Annotated in this window: 16 protein-coding genes; 8 read left to right on the top strand and 8 right to left on the bottom strand. The window is 72.6% G+C overall.

The window, feature by feature from the left end; translation table 11 throughout:
- The first annotated feature begins 22 nt into the window (after window positions 1-22).
- Both O7615_RS15930 and O7615_RS15925 read left to right on the top strand, forming a co-directional pair.
- Window positions 23-229: a hypothetical protein gene (locus O7615_RS15930; protein WP_278178410.1), complete on the top strand. Its 207-nt coding sequence runs from the start codon at window positions 23-25 to the stop codon at window positions 227-229.
- A gap of 90 nt (window positions 230-319) precedes the next feature.
- Window positions 320-898 (top strand): hypothetical protein, encoded by a 579-nt coding sequence (locus tag O7615_RS15925; protein WP_278178409.1) that lies wholly within the window; start codon window positions 320-322, stop codon window positions 896-898.
- Between the two features lie 164 nt (window positions 899-1,062).
- On the opposite strand, the gene O7615_RS15920 is transcribed toward O7615_RS15925, so the two are convergent.
- The 7 genes from O7615_RS15920 to ssd all read right to left on the bottom strand — a co-directional run bounded on the left by O7615_RS15920 (window position 1,063) and on the right by ssd (window position 6,806).
- A complete protein-coding gene (locus tag O7615_RS15920) occupies window positions 1,063-1,434 on the bottom strand; it encodes an Rv3654c family TadE-like protein (protein ID WP_278182118.1) in 372 nt (123 codons plus the stop codon).
- Window positions 1,435-1,577: 143 nt separating this feature from the next.
- The gene (locus O7615_RS15915; protein ID WP_278178408.1) at window positions 1,578-1,946 is read right to left on the bottom strand and encodes a TadE family type IV pilus minor pilin; all 369 of its coding nucleotides are present in this window, start codon (window positions 1,944-1,946) and stop codon (window positions 1,578-1,580) included.
- Window positions 1,943-2,071 carry a DUF4244 domain-containing protein gene (locus O7615_RS15910; RefSeq protein ID WP_205808979.1) on the bottom strand — a complete coding sequence of 43 codons (129 nt, stop codon included), beginning with the start codon at window positions 2,069-2,071 and terminating at the stop codon, window positions 1,943-1,945. Before O7615_RS15910 ends, O7615_RS15915 begins: the two co-directional genes overlap by 4 nt.
- A gap of 63 nt (window positions 2,072-2,134) precedes the next feature.
- Complete coding sequence (locus tag O7615_RS15905; RefSeq protein ID WP_278182117.1) at window positions 2,135-2,698, bottom strand: type II secretion system F family protein; 564 nt, start codon at window positions 2,696-2,698, stop codon at window positions 2,135-2,137.
- 281 nt (window positions 2,699-2,979) lie between these two features.
- Window positions 2,980-3,987, bottom strand: coding sequence for a hypothetical protein (locus O7615_RS15900; protein ID WP_278178407.1), 1,008 nt, complete (start codon window positions 3,985-3,987; stop codon window positions 2,980-2,982).
- 519 nt (window positions 3,988-4,506) lie between these two features.
- Window positions 4,507-5,706 carry a TadA family conjugal transfer-associated ATPase gene (locus tag O7615_RS15895; RefSeq protein ID WP_278178406.1) on the bottom strand — a complete coding sequence of 400 codons (1,200 nt, stop codon included), beginning with the start codon at window positions 5,704-5,706 and terminating at the stop codon, window positions 4,507-4,509.
- Window positions 5,703-6,806 (bottom strand): septum site-determining protein Ssd, encoded by a 1,104-nt coding sequence (gene ssd, locus O7615_RS15890; protein WP_278178405.1) that lies wholly within the window; start codon window positions 6,804-6,806, stop codon window positions 5,703-5,705. Before ssd ends, O7615_RS15895 begins: the two co-directional genes overlap by 4 nt.
- A gap of 529 nt (window positions 6,807-7,335) precedes the next feature.
- On the opposite strand from ssd, the gene O7615_RS15885 reads away from it, so the two are divergent.
- Window positions 7,336-8,040 carry a hypothetical protein gene (locus O7615_RS15885; protein ID WP_278178404.1) on the top strand — a complete coding sequence of 235 codons (705 nt, stop codon included), beginning with the start codon at window positions 7,336-7,338 and terminating at the stop codon, window positions 8,038-8,040.
- A gap of 376 nt (window positions 8,041-8,416) precedes the next feature.
- A complete protein-coding gene (locus O7615_RS15880; RefSeq protein ID WP_278178403.1) occupies window positions 8,417-9,223 on the top strand; it encodes an HAD-IB family hydrolase in 807 nt (268 codons plus the stop codon).
- 89 nt (window positions 9,224-9,312) lie between these two features.
- On the opposite strand, the gene O7615_RS15875 is transcribed toward O7615_RS15880, so the two are convergent.
- A complete protein-coding gene (locus O7615_RS15875; protein ID WP_278178402.1) occupies window positions 9,313-10,056 on the bottom strand; it encodes an oxidoreductase in 744 nt (247 codons plus the stop codon).
- A 310-nt stretch (window positions 10,057-10,366) separates the two neighbouring features.
- Between O7615_RS15875 and acs the strand changes: the two genes are divergently transcribed.
- From acs to O7615_RS15855, 4 genes are all read left to right on the top strand, one after another.
- A complete protein-coding gene (acs, locus tag O7615_RS15870) occupies window positions 10,367-12,361 on the top strand; it encodes an acetate--CoA ligase (RefSeq protein ID WP_278178401.1) in 1,995 nt (664 codons plus the stop codon).
- 266 nt (window positions 12,362-12,627) lie between these two features.
- Window positions 12,628-15,033 carry an immune inhibitor A domain-containing protein gene (locus O7615_RS15865; protein WP_278182116.1) on the top strand — a complete coding sequence of 802 codons (2,406 nt, stop codon included), beginning with the start codon at window positions 12,628-12,630 and terminating at the stop codon, window positions 15,031-15,033.
- Window positions 15,034-15,134: 101 nt separating this feature from the next.
- A complete protein-coding gene (locus tag O7615_RS15860; protein WP_278178400.1) occupies window positions 15,135-15,641 on the top strand; it encodes a DUF5818 domain-containing protein in 507 nt (168 codons plus the stop codon).
- 54 nt (window positions 15,642-15,695) lie between these two features.
- Window positions 15,696-16,628, top strand: coding sequence for an alpha/beta hydrolase (locus tag O7615_RS15855; RefSeq protein ID WP_278178399.1), 933 nt, complete (start codon window positions 15,696-15,698; stop codon window positions 16,626-16,628).
- Window positions 16,629-16,636 lie beyond the last annotated feature (8 nt).

Here is a 16,636-nt window from a genome sequence, read left to right as displayed (position 1 = left end):
GTCTGCAGTTGGAGGAGAGGCCGTGGCCGACACGATCGCCGAGACCGTCGACCTGCTCTACACCATCGACCAGGAGAAGCTCGACGTCGATCAGCTGATCGCCCTGGGTACGGCGCTCGCCACCCTGGCCCAGGCCGAGCGGCTGGAGCAGATCAACGAACGGTTGCGCACCATCCAGCAGATGCTCACCACGATGGCGCACCGATCGATCGTCGACGGCCCTCGCTGAGTCGCGACGGCGGCGCTGCGCCGCCGACGGCGGCGCTGCGTCGTTGCCGGGCTGTGCGACACTCCGGCCCACCACAGTTGAGGAGATCTCATGCAGCTCGACAGTTTGCAGACGCAGCACCAGTTCCACATCCGCCAGCGGTTGCGGTTCATGGTCAACCAGTACGAGGTCCACAGTGTCGCGCCGGACGGCTCCGAGGGCGGGTTGCTGGCGTTCGCCCAGCAGAAGCGGCTCGCCTTCAAGGAGCAGGTAACGATCTACACCGACGACTCCAAGCAGCAGCCGCTGCTCGGGTTCAAGGCACGCCAGCGCCTCGACCTCGGCGCCACGTACGACGTCACCGACCACGCCGGCAACCCGATCGGCCTGTTCCGCAAGAACTTCGCACAGTCCCTGCTCCGCTCGACCTGGCACGTCGAGCAGGCCGGCCTGCCCGAGATCATCGGCCAGGAGCGGAGTCTGCCGGTGGCGGTGCTGCGCCGCTTCATCGAGTCGCTGTCCTGGCTGCCGTACCACTTCGACTTCGTCGCGGACGGCCAGCCCGTCTTCTCGGTGGTCAAGAAGTGGGGCCTGCGCGACCGGTACGTCGTCGAGATCCAGTACCCGCAGATCGACCGCCGCCTGGTGATCGCCATGGCCGTCGCCCTCGACGCCCTCCAGGGCCGCTGAGGCCAGACTCGGCGTCACCTGTCGCCCACCCAGGACCCGGCCCCCGCCCGGCAGGGGCCGGCCCACGTGTCGTCATGACGTCTCTCCCGGCCGGCGGTGACGTCTCTCCCGGCTAGCGGTGACGTTTCTCCCGGCCAGCGGCCCTGGTTGGCCGCCGGCGCCGGTCAGCCACGCAGCGGGCCGGCCCGGGTGGTGGCCCGGGCAGTTCCGGTCAGGCCGGGCAGCGGGTCGACGGTCACCTCCGCGGTGACCAGCACGTCCAGCCCGTCGAGCCGGCACCAGACCAACCGGGCGCCGTTCGCGGCGACCAGCTCCCCCGCCCGGGCACACGCCGTCGGCTCATCCTGCAGTGCCCGCGCCGCGCCGGCCAGGGCACCGAAGTCGGCGGCGACCCGGGCCTGCTGACGCGCCACCCGTGCGGCGCCCACCCCGGCGCCGAAGACACCGGCCACGACGAAGAGCAGCCCCACCGCGAGCAGGCAGATCGTCGCCCCACCGCGATCTCTTTTTGGATCTTGGTACCGAATCGCCCTCAGGAGGGCCGTCCCGCACCAAGATCTCTTTGGGTAACGGTGGGGACGCCGGCCGCGGCACCGACTGGGGCGATGGGCGAGGAGGGCCAGCCAACGGGTGGGCAGATCGGGGCGGGTCGCCACGGCCCTCATGGTTGCGGCTCGCCTCATGGTTGCGGCTCGGGTACGCCCGGCTCGACCGCGGCGACGGCCGTGGCCACGACGGTGACAGCGGGCAGGTCGGCACCGAGGGCGCGAACGGGAGCACGGACCGTCGCCCGGACCCGATCACCCTCCCGGACGACGGTCACCTCCGCGCCCATCGGAGCGTGCTCACGGCCGGCTGCGGCGCCCTGCTCGCCCCGGGAGGCGGCCAGTGCCGCCTCCCGGGCCGCGTCCAGGCAGGCCGCCCTGGTGCTGACCGCGTTGACCGTGGTCAGCCCGGCGAGCAGGAGCAGCACCAGCGCCGGCAGGCCGGCCGCCATCTCGGCGGTGAAGGACCCCCGGTCACGACCGGCCGGCCGGCGCCCGGTCACTTCAGCGCCCGGTCGATGACGGCGGTCAACGCGGACTGCACACCGTCGGAGGTCAGCACCTTGAGAAGGACACCGCCGAAGGCCACCGCGGCCAGCGTTCCGACGGCGTACTCTGCGGTGTTCATCCCGGCGTCCCCGCGAAGGCGGGCGAGGATTCTGCGCACGTGTTCGTCCCTTCTCGATGGGTTTCACAGCACGTCGCCGAGCACGGCGACGATCACCGGCACCAGACCGGCGAGAATGAAGGCGGGCAGGAAGCAGAGGCCCAGGGGGAGCACGATCAGCACACCCGACCGGCGGGCGGCCGCCTCGAGTGCGGTGGCCCGGTCGGCCCTCAGGTCGTCGGCCAGGCGGGTGAGCGCCCCCGCCAGAGCTGCCCCGCTGCTCGCCGAGCGGATCGCGGCGGTGGCGATGCGGTGCGCTCCCGGCACCGTCGCGAGATGCGCCCACGCCTCCGACGGGTCGCCGCCGAGTTGCAGCGTCCGACCGGCCCGGCCGAGCTGGCCCGCCAGCGGACCGCCGAGCGCGTCGGCCACGGCGAGCACCGAGCGTTCCACGGGCGCCCCTGCCTTGAGGGCGGCCGCCAGCAGGTCGGCGGCGAGCGGGAGGTCGGCCGCGGCGCGCAGCCGACGGCGCCGGACGGCCGGCGGCTCGATCCGCCGGAGCAGCCGGTCGAGCAACACGACCGTCGGCAGCGCCACCACCAGGCCGACCCAGCCCTCGACCAGCACCGCCACCGCGATTCCCGACATCCCTGCGGCGAGTCGGACAGGGTCAGCCCGCCAGACGGCAGAGGCTGCCGACTGACCGCGGCGGCCGTCCTGGTCACCCTGCCGGCAGGCGATCCAGTGGTGCAGGGCCGACCGCCTCGGCCACGCGGCACCTCCGTCGCGGCTCTCCTGCCGGGTGCCGGCCGGTGCTGCCCCGCCGGCCAGCCGTCGCAGTCGACGACGGGGGCGGTACCGGCCGACAACGACCACGGCGATCAGGGTGATGGCGGCCAGGCAGCCCACGATCAGGGTCATGCCGGACATCAGCTGCCCCCGCTCGGGCTGACCGCGAGACGGTCCGCCCAGAGCAACCCGATTACCTGGAGGCCCACGGCAACGATCGCGCAGCCGCCTCCGATCGGGGTGTAGAGCAGGACCTGGAGGGGATCGACCCCGATGCCATAGCCGAGACCGATACCGCCCAGCGGTAGGGCGGCCAGCAGCCAGGCGGTGGCCCGTGCCCCGGCCGCCTGGGCGGCGGCTGCGGCCAGCCCTCGGTCCGTCGATCGGGCGTCGGCCTCTATCCGCTCGACCAGTTCCGCCAGCGGAGCTCCCGTACGATCGGCGAGCCGTATCGCGGCGTGGGCCAGCCGCCCGGGGCGGTCCGGCCGGGACGCATCACCGGGTGACATCCCGCCCATACCCTCCTGGTCGGCGCCGCCAGGCCGGTCGGTTTCCGCGGCGGCCTCGCCGATCGGGACTCGCCACCCCAGCTCGGGGGCGATCCGGGCGGCCGGGCTGCTCAGCACCTGCGCGGCCACCGCCACCGGCAGGCCGGCCCGGAGATCCGCGGCGAGAGCGCACAGCTGGTCCAGCCGCTCCCGGCGGTCCCGGGCCGCCCGACCCGCCGTAGCGCGACGGAGTAACGCCCGCGCGCCCAGCGCGCCGTACCCGGCCAGGGCCGCCGCCGCCACCGGACCGGCGAAGAGCCCGCCGATCCCCGCGCCGAGCACGATCGTCAACAGCAGCGTCCGCCGTTGTCTCGCCGCCCACCTCCCTGCCTGACTCGTGGGCAGGGGGCGACGATCCGGTCGGGTGCCGTGGCCGTTCTCCGCTGGGCTCGGTGCCGCCCTATCCTCGGTCGCCCTCGGCTCCGTTTCGCCCGTTACGCGGGCGACCGGCACCAGGACGGCGGGCGCCGCCGTCGACACGACTCCGCCGGGTGCGGTGGCGGGCCCGAGCGGGCGACGGCTCCCGCGCCTTCCCGGCGGGCGGGACGCCACGGGTGCGGTCAGCGGGGTGGACACCGCCGGCCCCACCGGATGACGCACCGTGCAAGCAGACCCACCGCCCCCGACCGGCCCGGTGTGCCTGGCCGCTCCGGCTGACCCACTGGCCACTCCGGCCGACCCAGTAGCCCCGACCGACCCGGTTCCGATCGGAACGGATGCTGCGGTCACCGCCGGCCACCCCACACCGGTCGAGGTCCGTCCGTTCCGGCGCGCGTCACTCCGGTCCTCGCCGTCGGCCCGGTTCCCCGCCTCACGTAGTGCGACGACCCAGGCGACCAGTGGATCGTCGGCCTCCGCCCGGCCGGATGTCCCCCGGCGCGGAACAAGCCGGGTGCGAATCGGGCGAACTACCACGCCCGCCAGCACCAGCAGTGTCATCGCCAGCCACCACGCGTCGCTCATGACGGCACTCCGCTACGCTCCGTGCCGCCCTGAGGCACCACCGCACCGAACCTGATGATTCGCTCGCCACGCTCGCTCATGACGGCACTCCGCTACGCTCCGTGCCGCCCTGAGGCACCACCACGCTGTATTGATGATTCGCTCGCCGACGGTCGCTCATGACGGCGCTGCCGATCCGGGCCAGGGCTCGCACAGGATCGGTGGCACGGGCACGTCGCGGCTGCGGATCAGGGTGCCGAGTGCGCGGGCCGCCAGGCCGAGCCCTCGATCCCGGATCCACGCGGGAACCGCGGTGACCAGGCGATCGGACCCCTCCGGCAGCAGCAGGCAGATCGACTCCAGCATGCGCCCCTGGGGCGTACGGCGGATCTGCAGCACCACCTGGAGCGCCGCGGCAACCTGGGCGTGCAGCGCCAGGCGCGGCAGCCCGCCGAGCAGACCGAGCGCCTCCAGCCGGGCCGGTACGTCCGACGGGGCGTTGGCGTGCAGCGTCCCCGCCCCACCGTCGTGACCCGTGTTGAGAGCGGCGAGGAGATCGACCACCTCCCCACCCCGGCACTCGCCGACCACCAGCCGATCCGGCCGCATCCGCAACGCCTGCCGGACCAGCTCGCTCAGGCCGACCGCACCCGATCCCTCCACATTGGCCGTACGCGCCTGCAGGCCCACCACGTGCGGATGCACCGGCCGCAGCTCGGCGGCATCCTCGACCAGCACGATCCGCTCGGTGGACGGCACCAGGCCGAGCAGCGTGTTCAACAGGGTCGTCTTGCCCGAGCCGGTGCCGCCGATCACCAGGTAGGCGAGCCGGGCCTCGACCACCGCGGCGAGCACCGGCGCCACCGGCCGCGCCACCGCACCCTGAGTCACCAGTTCGTCCAGGGTGAACGGCCGCTGCCGGAAGGTACGCAGCGACAGATACGGTCCGTCGGTCGCCACCGGCGGCAGCACCGCGTGCAGCCGCGTACCGTCTGACAGCCGTGCGTCCACGCACGGCGAACCGTCGTCCAGCCGACGGCCGGCACCGGCGGCGAGCCGCTGCGCGAGTCTCCGCACGTCGTCGGCGGTGCCCACCGGCACCGCGACCTGGTGCAGCCCCTGCCCCCGGTCGACCCACACGCGCGCCCCGTTGACCAGGACGTCCGTCACCTCTGGGTCGGCCAGCAGGGGAGCGAGCGGACCGGCACCCACCAGGTCCTCCCGCACCCGGTCGGCAATCCGCAGCAGAGCGTTGTCGCCGAGCACGGCGGCGTCGGGTTCGGCGCGTACCGCGGAGACGATCGCGGCCGGGGTGACCGGCGTGGTGGCGGCGGCGATCCGCTGCCGCACGCGGGCCGCCAGGTTCTCCCCGGTCATGCCGCACCTGCCGCGGACCGGCCGGTGAGCTCGGTGACGATCCGCTGGCAGAGCTCCGCCAGCGGACCACGGCCACCGGCCGCCGGAGCCTCGCCCCGCTCAAGCCCTCGGCAGAGGCCGGGCTCGGGCCGCAGGGTGCCGGCCAGCGGCAGGCCGAGTGCTCTGGCCACCTCGGCTGCGCGCAACCGACCGGGAGCGGGGCCTCGGACGATGACCGACAGGTCTTGACAGTGTGGGGCCGCCGCCGCGACCACCCGGGCCGCCGCGGCGGTCGCCCGCAGTTCCGCCGGCACCACCACGAACACCCGATCGGCCGCCTGGAGGGCAGTCACGGCCGCGTCGTCGAGTTGGCGGGGCAGATCCACGACCACGAAGTCCCGACCCCGGCGGGCGGCGTCCAGCGTGGCCGCCATCGCCTCGGCCGGTACGGCGATCAGGTCACCACGATCCCAGGAGAGCACCACCAGATCACCCCGGCTGGGCAGCGCCCGCACCAGGGCAGGGGCGTCGACCCGCCCGTCGGCACCCGTCAGTGCCGGCCAGCGCAGCCCTTCCATCTGCTCCCAGCCGAGCACCAGGTCGAGACCGCCGCCGAGCGGATCGGCATCGAGCAGCAGGGTCCGCAGCCGCGCCCGGGCGGCGGTGACGGCGATCCCGCCGGCCAGGATGCTGGCACCGGCGCCGCCCCGGCCGCCGACCACGGCGACCAGCCGTGTCCCGGCCGTGGCCGGGCCTTCGGACCCACACTCGGCGAACCGGTCGACAAGCCACGGCTCGGCCGCCGGCAACACCGCGACGTGTTCGGCGCCGAGCAGATCGGCCACCTGCCAGCCGGACTCGACGTCGCCGGCCCGGCCCACCAGGATCAGCCCGGAACGCCGGGGCAACCGCGCCCGTAGACAGGGTTGCGCCTGGTCACTGCCGACGAAGACCAGCGGGGCGGGCCGCCAGCGGGTGCGGGCGGTGGCCGGATCGGCGGCGACCTCCACCTCGACCCCGCCGGCGGCGGCGAGCCGGAGCAGGTCGTCGAGCAGGTCACCGTCGGAGGTGACGACCAGCGGCAGGCGCCGGTGCGGCGGGACGGCGGTACGGGGTGGCATCGCGGCCTCCAACGGTCGGCGCGGGTTCGCTGGGTCGAACCCTGCCCCCGCCACCACCCCGAACGCCGCCCCAACCGGCCGGCCTGTGGACAACCAGGTCCCCTGTGGACAACGCCCGCAACCGCCGTTGATCTGCTATGTGCGCCGGCCGCGCACCGCGCCCATTTCCACCCCCAGCGACCATGGCGGGACGTGACGCGCACCACGCATAATCGACGTCCTGTGCCGTCGACGGAACGGCGTTCCTCGCCGGAACGAGGTCATGAAGCAGCCACCGGATCACGAACACACCCGCGTCGAGCCGAGGCTCCGGGTCGGCCCCTGGCTGTTCGACCCGCGTTCCCGCGCCATACCGCCGACAGAACGGGAAGCGCCAGCACCGCCGGAAGGCTCGGCACCGCCGGGAGCACAGACGCGGCCGGCACCGCCGGCCCTCCCCGCGCGTCCGGTTCCGCCCGCGCTCCCGCCGCTACCGGACGTCCGCAGCAGCGAGCCGTCAACGGCACCCCCACCCGACGCTGTCTTCCTCGTGCCCGCGTACGCCCGCGGCGGCAGGTCACACCGGCTCGTGCTGACGGGCCTCGCCGCCGCCGTGCTCGGCGTCATGCTCACCGTGCTCTGGCCAACGACCGAACCGCCGCCGGCCACCGGCCCCGACGTACCGTTCAGCTGGGTCGCTCCGCCGCCGGTCACGACGGATGCGACCGCGTCCACCGAACCGCTGTCGCCGTCCGCCCCGGCGGCCTCGTCGTCCGTCGCGGGCGTCTCCTCCTCCCGCCCGGTGCAGCCCAGCCAGACGTCGGCACCGAGCCCATCGCCCACCCGGGCCGGCACTACGCGCGATCCGGGCACCCCACCGGCCCGCCCAAGTTCACCAACCAGCCAGCCGGCAAGTCCGTCGCCGACGAGTCGACCGACGAACCCGCCCCCGACCACCCGCCCGCCCGAGCCGCAGGAGCTGAGGCCGCTGCCGGCGTCACGAGAGCGCGGGCTGCGCTCGGTCAGCGGCGGCGCCGAGACCAGCGTCGAGTTCGTCAACCTCAGCTCACGACCACTGATCCTGTACTGGCTGGACCACCAGGGTCGGCGGCGGCACTATGCGGTGCTGCAACCGTCCGCGTCGTACCGACAGCACACGTACGTCGGCCACCCCTGGGTGGTGACCGACCGCCGGGGTCGCGCCCTGGCCTGCTTCGAGCCGACCCGCACCCCAGCCCGCGCCGTGATCCGTTAGCCCGGTGTACGGCTGAGCCGAGATCACACGCGAAGCATCGACGGCGCAAAGGGACGACCCCCGTCGGGGGGAGACGGGGGTCGTCGGAGGTTCGGCTCCGGGGGGGTCGAGCCGAACCTGCTCAGCGGTCACGGGGGGTGCAACCGCCGAGGGTCTGCCGGTTGTCCGGGATATGAATGCTCGTGCTGTGAAACAAGTCTGCCTGAGCGGACTGTGTACGTCGAGTGGTGCGGCCTCCACTCCCTGCGAAATCCTGTTCGCAGAGTGTGACGGCGGTCACTGTTCGCAGACGCCGGGAGGCCGATCCGCAGGTCCGAGCGCTCTTCGGCCCCCGGGCACCCGCCGACGATAGACCATCGAGCTAGACTTTCGCGCCGTGGGCCGAAGTGCCGCTTTCTTCGATCTGGACAAGACCGTCATCGCCAAGTCGAGCGCTCTGGCGTTCGGCAGGCCGTTCTACCGGGACGGCCTGATCACCCGGCGTGACGTGGTCAAGTCGGCGTACGCGCAGCTGATGTTCCGGCTGGGCGGCACCGACGAGCAGACCATGGCTCGGACCCGCGACTACCTCGCCACTCTCTGCAAGGGGTGGCCGGTGGAACAGGTCCGCCAGATCGTCGCGGAGACGCTGCACGAGCTGATCAACCCTTACGTGTACGCCGAGGCGGCCGCCCTGATCGAGGAGCACCAGGCCGCCGGCCGGGACGTGGTCCTGGTCTCCGCCTCGGGTGAGGAGATGGTGCGTCCCATCGGCGTGCTGCTCGGGGTCACCGACGTGATCGCCACTCGGATGGGTGTGGTGGACGGCCGGTACAGCGGCGAGGTGGAGTTCTACGCCGCCGGCCCGAGCAAGGTCGAGGCGGTCAGCGAACTCGCCACCGAGCGCGGCTACGACCTCACCGACTCGTACGCCTACTCCGACTCGTACAGCGATCGGCCTCTGCTGGAATGCGTCGGTCACCCGACGGCGGTCAATCCGGACCGGCAGTTGCGCCGGCTGGCCGTCGAGAACGCCTGGCCGGTGCTGGAGTTCCGGCATCCGATCCCGCTGGGCCGGCGGCTGCGGGAGCGGCCGGCCGTGCCGGTCGCCGCGGCCGCGCTCGGCGTGGGTGTCGGCGTGGCGATCGGCATCGCCTGGTACGGCCGGCACCGCCGCACCCGGGCCGGCGCCTCCCCGGCCTGAACCCGCACCCCGCCGGCATCCTCGACGACGCCGCACCCAACGGCGCACCCGCGGCCGCCGGGCCGCTGCCGGCCCGGGTGGGGAGAGATTCAGGCGGCCAGCATCTCGTCGCCGATCGCGGTGAGCTGGTCGGCGCCCACCTCGACGGCCGACATGTAGTGGCGGAGCCAGGACCGCAGCCCGTCGGGGGTGCCGGTGGCGAAGGCGCCGGCCGCCCCGACGTACTCGGGTTCGCGCTCGCGGTGGCCGACGTTGACCGCGAGCAGGCCGCGCGGGTCGAACCCGCTGGAGAGCAGCACGAGACGGGCCGCGCCCCGGGCCACCACGCCGGACGGGCCGGCGAAGGGCCGCAGGTTCAGCAGTTCCCCGTGTACGACGGCGGCCAGCACCAGCGGGGGGACCTTGGTGCCGCCGGCCGCCAGCCCGGCCAGGCCGTCCAGCCGGGTGGCGACCACCGGGTCGTCGATTGGTCGACCCAGTTCCGCCTCGGGGACCATCTTGCGGGCGGCGAGCACGTGCAGCTTCGCCAGCGCCTGCCGGGGCGCCCTGGGCCAGAGTTCGCTCAGCCCGGGCAGCGCTCCGGCCACCCGCAGTGCGCCCTGGAGCACCGGTTCGGTGACGGTTCCGGCGCGGACCGCCTCCCGCTCGTGGGCCCGGCCCTCCAGCGCGGCGCTGGCCACCGCGGACCGCAGGCTCACCTCGGCCGCCACCTGACCACCGTGGCGGCGCAGGGCACGGTGGCCGAGCGCCTGGTCGAAGCGGGTACGGGCCCGCTCGACGGCGTCGGCGACGTCGGCGAGCGCGAGCAGCGGCGCGAGCGGGTCGGCGGTCACCCCGTCACGCTAGCGACCCGGCGTGCCACGCCGGGCACGAGTCGCCGGCAACGCGACGCGCGCCACCGGGCGACGCCCACCCCTGGGTCGGCAAGGCCCGTCCGTGCACCTCGGCGCGTGATACGGGCCGTTGGGCGACGGGGGCGCGGGGGATCGGTCGCCTCGGTCGTCCGCCCGGACTAACCTGCCCGGAGAGACGCAGGTCACCCCGAGCGACGAGGAGTCACGGCATGAGCGACCGGCAGCGAGCGAATCATCAACCCGGCGCGCCGGTGCCTCATGACGGCACGAAGCGGAGCGGAGTGTCGGCATGAGTGAGGCGTTGGCCAATCTGCTGAATGAGACGCGTCAGTTCCCGCCGCCGGCCGAACTCGCCGCTGACGCCAACGTCACCGCCGAGGCGTACGCCGAGGCCGAGGCCGACCGGCTCGCCTTCTGGGAGCGCCAGGCCGCGCGGCTGAGCTGGGCTAAGCCGTGGGACCAGGTGCTGGACTGGTCCACGCCGCCGTTCGCCAAGTGGTTCGTCGGTGGGCAGCTGAACGTGGCGTACAACTGTCTCGACCGGCACGTCGAGGCCGGCCGGGGCGACAAGGTGGCGATCCACTGGGAGGGCGAGCCCGGCGACACCCGCACCATCACCTACGCCGAGCTGCAGAAGATGACCAGCCAGGCGGCGAACGCGCTCACCGATCTCGGGGTGACCGCCGGTGACCGGGTGGCGATCTACCTGCCGATGGTCCCGGAGGCGGCGGTCGCGATGCTGGCCTGCGCCCGCATCGGCGCCACCCACAGCGTGGTCTTCGGCGGCTTCTCCGCCGAGTCGCTGACCAACCGGATCCAGGACGCCACGGCCAAGGTCGTGATCACCGCCGACGGCGGCTACCGGCGCGGCAAGCCGTCGGCGCTCAAGCCGACCGTGGACGAGGCGGTGGCGAACTGCCCGTCGGTCGAGCACGTCCTGGTGGTCCGCCGCACCGGCGAGGAGGTGGCCTGGTCGGCCAAGGACCACTGGTGGCACGAGACGGTGGAGCAGGCGTCCACCGAACACCAGGCGCAGCCGTTCGACGCCGAGCACCCGCTGTTCATCCTCTACACCAGCGGCACCACCGCCCGCCCGAAGGGCATCCTGCACACCACCGGCGGCTACCTGACCCAGGCGTCGTACACCTCGCACGCGGTCTTCGACCTGAAGCCGGAGTCCGACGTCTACTGGTGCACGGCGGACATCGGCTGGGTGACCGGTCACTCCTACATCGTGTACGGCCCACTCTCCAACGGCGTGAGCCAGGTGATGTACGAGGGCACCCCGGACACCCCGCACAAGGGACGGTTCTGGGAGATCGTCGACAAGTACCGGGTCACGATCCTTTACACCGCGCCGACGCTGATCCGCACCATGATGAAGTGGGGCGAGGACATCCCGGCCGGGTATGACCTGTCGTCGCTGCGGCTGCTCGGCAGCGTCGGCGAGCCGATCAACCCCGAGGCGTGGATGTGGTACAGGCAGTACGTCGGGCGGGGCGAACTGCCCGTCGTGGACACCTGGTGGCAGACCGAGACCGGCGCCATGATGATCTCGCCGCTGCCCGGCGTGACGGCCGCCAAGCCGGGCTCGGCGATGACCGCGCTGCCGGGCGTCGTCGCCGACGTGGTGGACGACCAGGGCCAGTCCGTGCCCAACGGCGGCGGTGGTTACCTCGTCCTGCGTGAGCCGTGGCCGTCGATGCTGCGCACCATCTGGGGCGACGACAACCGGTTCATCGAGACGTACTGGTCGCGGTTTGGCGCGGGCGCGGGTGGCGATCCCGACGGCCCGTGGATCTACTTCGCCGGTGACGGCGCGAAGAAGGACGACGACGGGCACATCTGGCTGCTCGGCCGCGTCGACGACGTGATGCTGGTGTCCGGGCACAACATCTCGACCACGGAGGTGGAGTCGGCGCTGGTGTCGCATCCGGCGGTGGCGGAGGCGGCGGTGGTCGGCGCCACCGACCCGACCACCGGGCAGGCGATCGTCGCGTTCGCCATTCCCCGCGGCAGCACCGAGACCGGCGGCGAGGCGGGCGAGCAGCTCATCGCCGACCTGCGCAACCACGTGGCGAAGACGCTCGGCCCGATCGCCAAGCCCCGGCAGATCATGCTGGTGCCGGAGCTGCCGAAGACCCGGTCCGGCAAGATCATGCGCCGGCTGCTGCGGGACGTGGCGGAGCACCGCTCGCTGGGCGACGTGACGACGCTGCAGGACTCGTCCGTGATGGACCTGATCGCCTCCGGCATGAGCGGGAGCAAGTCCGACGAGGACTGACGGCAGGCGTACGACTCGATGGGTGGTGGTCCGGCGCGGACCGCCACCCATCGTCGTGTCGGCGGGGCTCGGCGAGCGGCCGACGTGTGACAGTGAAAACGCCTCCCAACAATTATCTGCAACAAATCGGCGTGGAACTCTTCCCACCAGCCCCAGCAGTGCCTAAGTTCACCATTGGCCCCATTCACGGGGGCCGTTTTCTCCGGCCCACAACCCCCGACGGGCCGGTTCCCTCAATCCGGAGGTACCACGTGCGGAAAGTCGCAGTGGGTCTGCTCGGGCTCTCGTTGACGGCGACAGGGCTGACGGTCGGCGCATCCGCCACCGCCGCGCCGTCGACGGAGACCCCGGCGGCCGCCCAGTCGGCCGCGGAGCCCGCCCACGCCGAACACGACCTGCCGAACCCACTGGAGGAGAAGCGTCGCGCCCTGCGTCAGGAGGGCCTGAGCGAGGTGCTCTCGGGCCGGGCCACCGCGGAGCGGATCAACGGCAGCACGGTGGTCAAGGTCGGCGACCGGGCCATCCGTGGCGGTAAGGCCGGCCGCGACGCCAAGACCACCAAGCGCGGCAAGGGACCGACTGAGAAGCAGTACGTCGAGCTGTCCCGGGAGAAGACCGACCGGATCTTCGTGATCCTCGCGGAGTTCGGCAACGAGCGGCACCCGGACTACCCCGACCAGGACACCGACCCGGACACTGCCGGCCCGATCCGGTTCGACGGGCCGCTGCACAACGAGATCCCCGAGCCGGACCGCGCGGTGGACAACTCCACCGTCTGGCAGCCGGACTACGACGCCGACCACTTCCGGCAGCTCTACTTCGGCACCGGCCCCGGTGACGAGTCGGTGAAGCAGTACTACGAGGCCCAGTCCTCGGGCCGCTACAGCGTCGACGGCGTGGTCACCGACTGGGTCAAGGTGAACTACAACCAGGCCCGCTACGGCCGCTCCAGCGGCTACCCGTGCGGCTCGATCGTCTGCTCCAACGTCTGGGCGTTGGTGCGCGACGCGGCCAACCAGTGGGTGGCCGACCAGAAGGCCGCCGGCCGGTCCGACGAGGAGATCGCCGCCGACGTCCGGGCGATGGACCAGTGGGACCGCTACGACCACGACGGTGACGGCAACTTCAACGAGCCCGACGGCTACATCGACCACTTCCAGATCGTGCACGCCGGTGGCGACATGGCCGACGGCGACCCGATCTACGGCGAGGACGCCATCTGGAGCCACCGCTGGTACGCGTACGCGTCCGACCAGGGCCGCACCGGCCCGCCGAACTTCCTGGCCGGCGGCACCCAGATCGGCGACACCGGCATCTGGATCGGCGACTACACCATCCAGCCGGAGAACGGCGGTCGCAGCGTCTTCTACCACGAGTACGCCCACGACCTCGGCCTGCCGGACGACTACAACGTCCTCAGTGGCGGCGACAACAACAACGAGCACTGGACGCTGATGGCGCAGAGCCGGCTCGGCGCCAAGAACGACGGCGGCATCGGCGAGCGCGGCGGTGACCTGGGCGCCTGGAACAAGCTCCAGCTCGGCTGGCTCGACTACGAGGTGATCGTGGCCGGGCAGCAACGGACGCTGGTCCTCGGCCCGCAGGAGTACAACACCAACGAGGCCCAGGCCGCCGTGGTGGTGCTGCCCGAGCGGGAGTACACCTTCGACAACGGCACGCCGTACGAGGGCACCAAGCAGTTCTTCTCCGGCAACGGTGACGACCTCAACAGCACCCTGACCCGGACGTTCGACCTGACCGGGAACTCCTCGGCCACGTTGTCGCTGAAGGGCCGCTACAGCATCGAGGAGGACTACGACTACCTCTTCTTCGAGACCTCCACCGACGGCGGGCAGACGTGGACGCCGCAGCCCGGCACGGTCGACGGTCAGCCGTTGAAGGAGGTCTCCCCCGGCCGGTTCGCGCTGGACGGCAGCTCGGACGACGAGTGGGTCGACATCGAGATCCCGCTGGACGCGGTGGTCGGCAACACCGTCGGGTTCCGCCTGCGCTACCAGACCGACGGCGCCGTCTCCGAGGGCGGCTTCTTCGGTGACGCGGTCACCCTGACCGCCGACGGCGAGACGGTCTTCACCGACGGTGCCGAGGACGGCGCGACCGGGTGGACGCTGGCCGGCGGGTTCGAGGTGGTCGAGGAGACGTATACCCGGAAGTTCGCGAACTACTACATCGCGGGCACCCGGCAGTACATCTCCTACGACAAGTACCTCAAGACCGGCCCGTACTTCTTCGGGTACGCCAACACCAGGCCGGACTACGTGGACCACTACGCGTACCAGGAGGGTCTGCTGATCTCGTACTGGAACACCCGGTGGGCGGACAACGACACGTTCGCGCACCCGGGCGAGGGCCGGAACCTGATCATCGATGCCCACCCGCGGCCGATCTACAACCTGACCGGGCAGCCCTGGCGGGCCCGGATCCAGGTCTACGACGCGCCGTTCAGCCTGAAGAAGGCGGACTCGTTCACGCTGCACCTCAACAGCCAGCCGCAGTACATCCGCGGCCAGGCGGCGCAGCCACTGTTCGACGACACCAAGCAGTACTGGTACGCGGAGCTGCCGAACCACGGCGTCAAGCTCCCGGCCACCGGCACCAAGATCAGGGTGTTGGAGCAGGACGGCATCTACACCAGGGTCCGTTTCTCCTGACCCACTGAGGTAGCCACGTGATGCCCCGGGCAGTTCATCTGCCCGGGGCATCACCGTCGCACCACGGGGAACCGGCGCGACGGTGCGCACGTCGTACCGTCGTGCCCACCACCCTTCGCGCCCGCGTGCCGACGGCCTGCCTCGCCGCTCTGCTGGTGCTGGCCGGGTGCGGCGACCCGAACGGAGGCACCGTGACCGCCGAGCAGAGCCCCACCGGCGCGGGCAGCCCGCCGGCCGAGGAGAACGCCGGCCCCGGCCCGACCGGCGACGCCACCGGCGGCACGACCGGCCAGCCGCCCGACGGGCGCACCGGTGCCACGCGCTCACCCACCGAGCCGCCCCTGATCGGCACCCCGACGGCACCACCGAGCCAGCCGACCGAGCTGCGCCGGGCCAACGTGCTGGCCGGCCGGCTCAGCCACGGCGGCAGCGGCCCGTGCTACACCCTGGTCACCGACGACGGCCGGGAGTACGCGCTGCACGGCACCGGCAAGGGCACCTTCGCCACCGGCACCTGGGTACGGGTGACCACCGGCCCCGCACCGGACGGCGTGGACTGCGGCCCGGGGATCCCGCGCAGCATCCTGAAGATCAGCCCGGTCGGTTGACCGCTCACCGGCGCCGCGCCGAGCGACCGGCACCGGGGTCATAGGCTGTCGGTCATGACCGAGCAGCGTGGCGATGCCGTCGACGAGTCCTGCGTCCTCACCGAGGGGCCGTGGACGCACCGGTTCGTCGGCGCCAACGGCAGCCGGTTCCACGTCGTCGAGGCGGGCACCGGCCCGATGGTGCTCTTCCTGCACGGCTTCCCCGAGCACTGGTGGGCCTGGCAGCAGATGCTGCCCGCGGTCGCCGACGCAGGCTTCCGCGCCGTCGCCATGGATCTGCGCGGCTACGGCGCCAGCGACAAACCACCTCGGGGGTACGACGGTTACACCCTCGCGGCCGACGTCGCCGGGCTGATCCGTGCCCTGGGCGAGCGCTCGGCGACGGTGGTCGGCACCGGCGCCGGCGGGATGATCGCCTGGACGGTGGCGTCCTTCCACCCCAACCTGGTCCGCCGGCTGGTGGTGCTCGGCGCCCCGCACCCGCTGCGGCTGCGCGCCGCCATCTTCGCCGATCCGCGTGGTCAGTTCGCCGCGTCGACTCCCGCGTTGAAGTTCCAGCTGCCCCGCTACGAGCATCTGCTCACCCGCGACGACGGGCGGGCCGTGGAGGAGATCCTGCGCCGCTGGGGCGGTGACCGCTGGGTCTCCGGCTCGGACTTTGCCGGCTACGCCCGGCGCTATCGGGAGGCGATGCGGATCCCGCAGGCCGCGTTCTGCGCGCTGGAGGGCTACCGGTGGGCGTTCCGGTCGGTGCTGCGGCTGCATGGCTACCGGTTCGTCAAGTTGATGCAGCGCCCGCTGGCCGCGCCCACCCTGCAGCTGCACGGCGCGCTGGACCTGGCCTCGTTGCCGCGTACCGCCCAGGGCTCGGGCCGCTACGTCAGCGCACCGTACGAGTGGCGACTGCTCGACGGGGTCGGGCACTTCCCGCACCTGGAGACACCGGAACTGGTGCTGGGCGAGATCCTCCGCTGGGCGAAGTCGTGACCGGTCGG

Origin of the sequence: Micromonospora sp. WMMD1082, assembly GCF_029626175.1 — a bacterium.
Classification (GTDB): Bacteria; Actinomycetota; Actinomycetes; order Mycobacteriales; family Micromonosporaceae; genus Micromonospora.
The sequence above is the reverse complement of the archived record's forward strand: the minus strand, read 5'-3'. Positions and strand labels throughout refer to the sequence as shown.

Bases quoted from the DNA above. Each gene is read 5' to 3' on its own strand.
- O7615_RS15905 (WP_278182117.1), bottom strand. From the start codon at position 2,698: ATGTCGGGAATCGCGGTGGCGGTGCTGGTCGAGGGCTGGGTCGGCCTG.
- O7615_RS15910 (WP_205808979.1), bottom strand. From the start codon at position 2,071: ATGAACACCGCAGAGTACGCCGTCGGAACGCTGGCCGCGGTGGCCTTC.
- O7615_RS15855 (WP_278178399.1), top strand. From the start codon at position 15,696: ATGACCGAGCAGCGTGGCGATGCCGTCGACGAGTCCTGCGTCCTCACC.
- O7615_RS15925 (WP_278178409.1), top strand. From the start codon at position 320: ATGCAGCTCGACAGTTTGCAGACGCAGCACCAGTTCCACATCCGCCAG.
- O7615_RS15895 (WP_278178406.1), bottom strand. From the start codon at position 5,706: ATGACCGGGGAGAACCTGGCGGCCCGCGTGCGGCAGCGGATCGCCGCC.
- ssd (WP_278178405.1), bottom strand. From the start codon at position 6,806: ATGCCACCCCGTACCGCCGTCCCGCCGCACCGGCGCCTGCCGCTGGTC.
- acs (WP_278178401.1), top strand. From the start codon at position 10,367: ATGAGTGAGGCGTTGGCCAATCTGCTGAATGAGACGCGTCAGTTCCCG.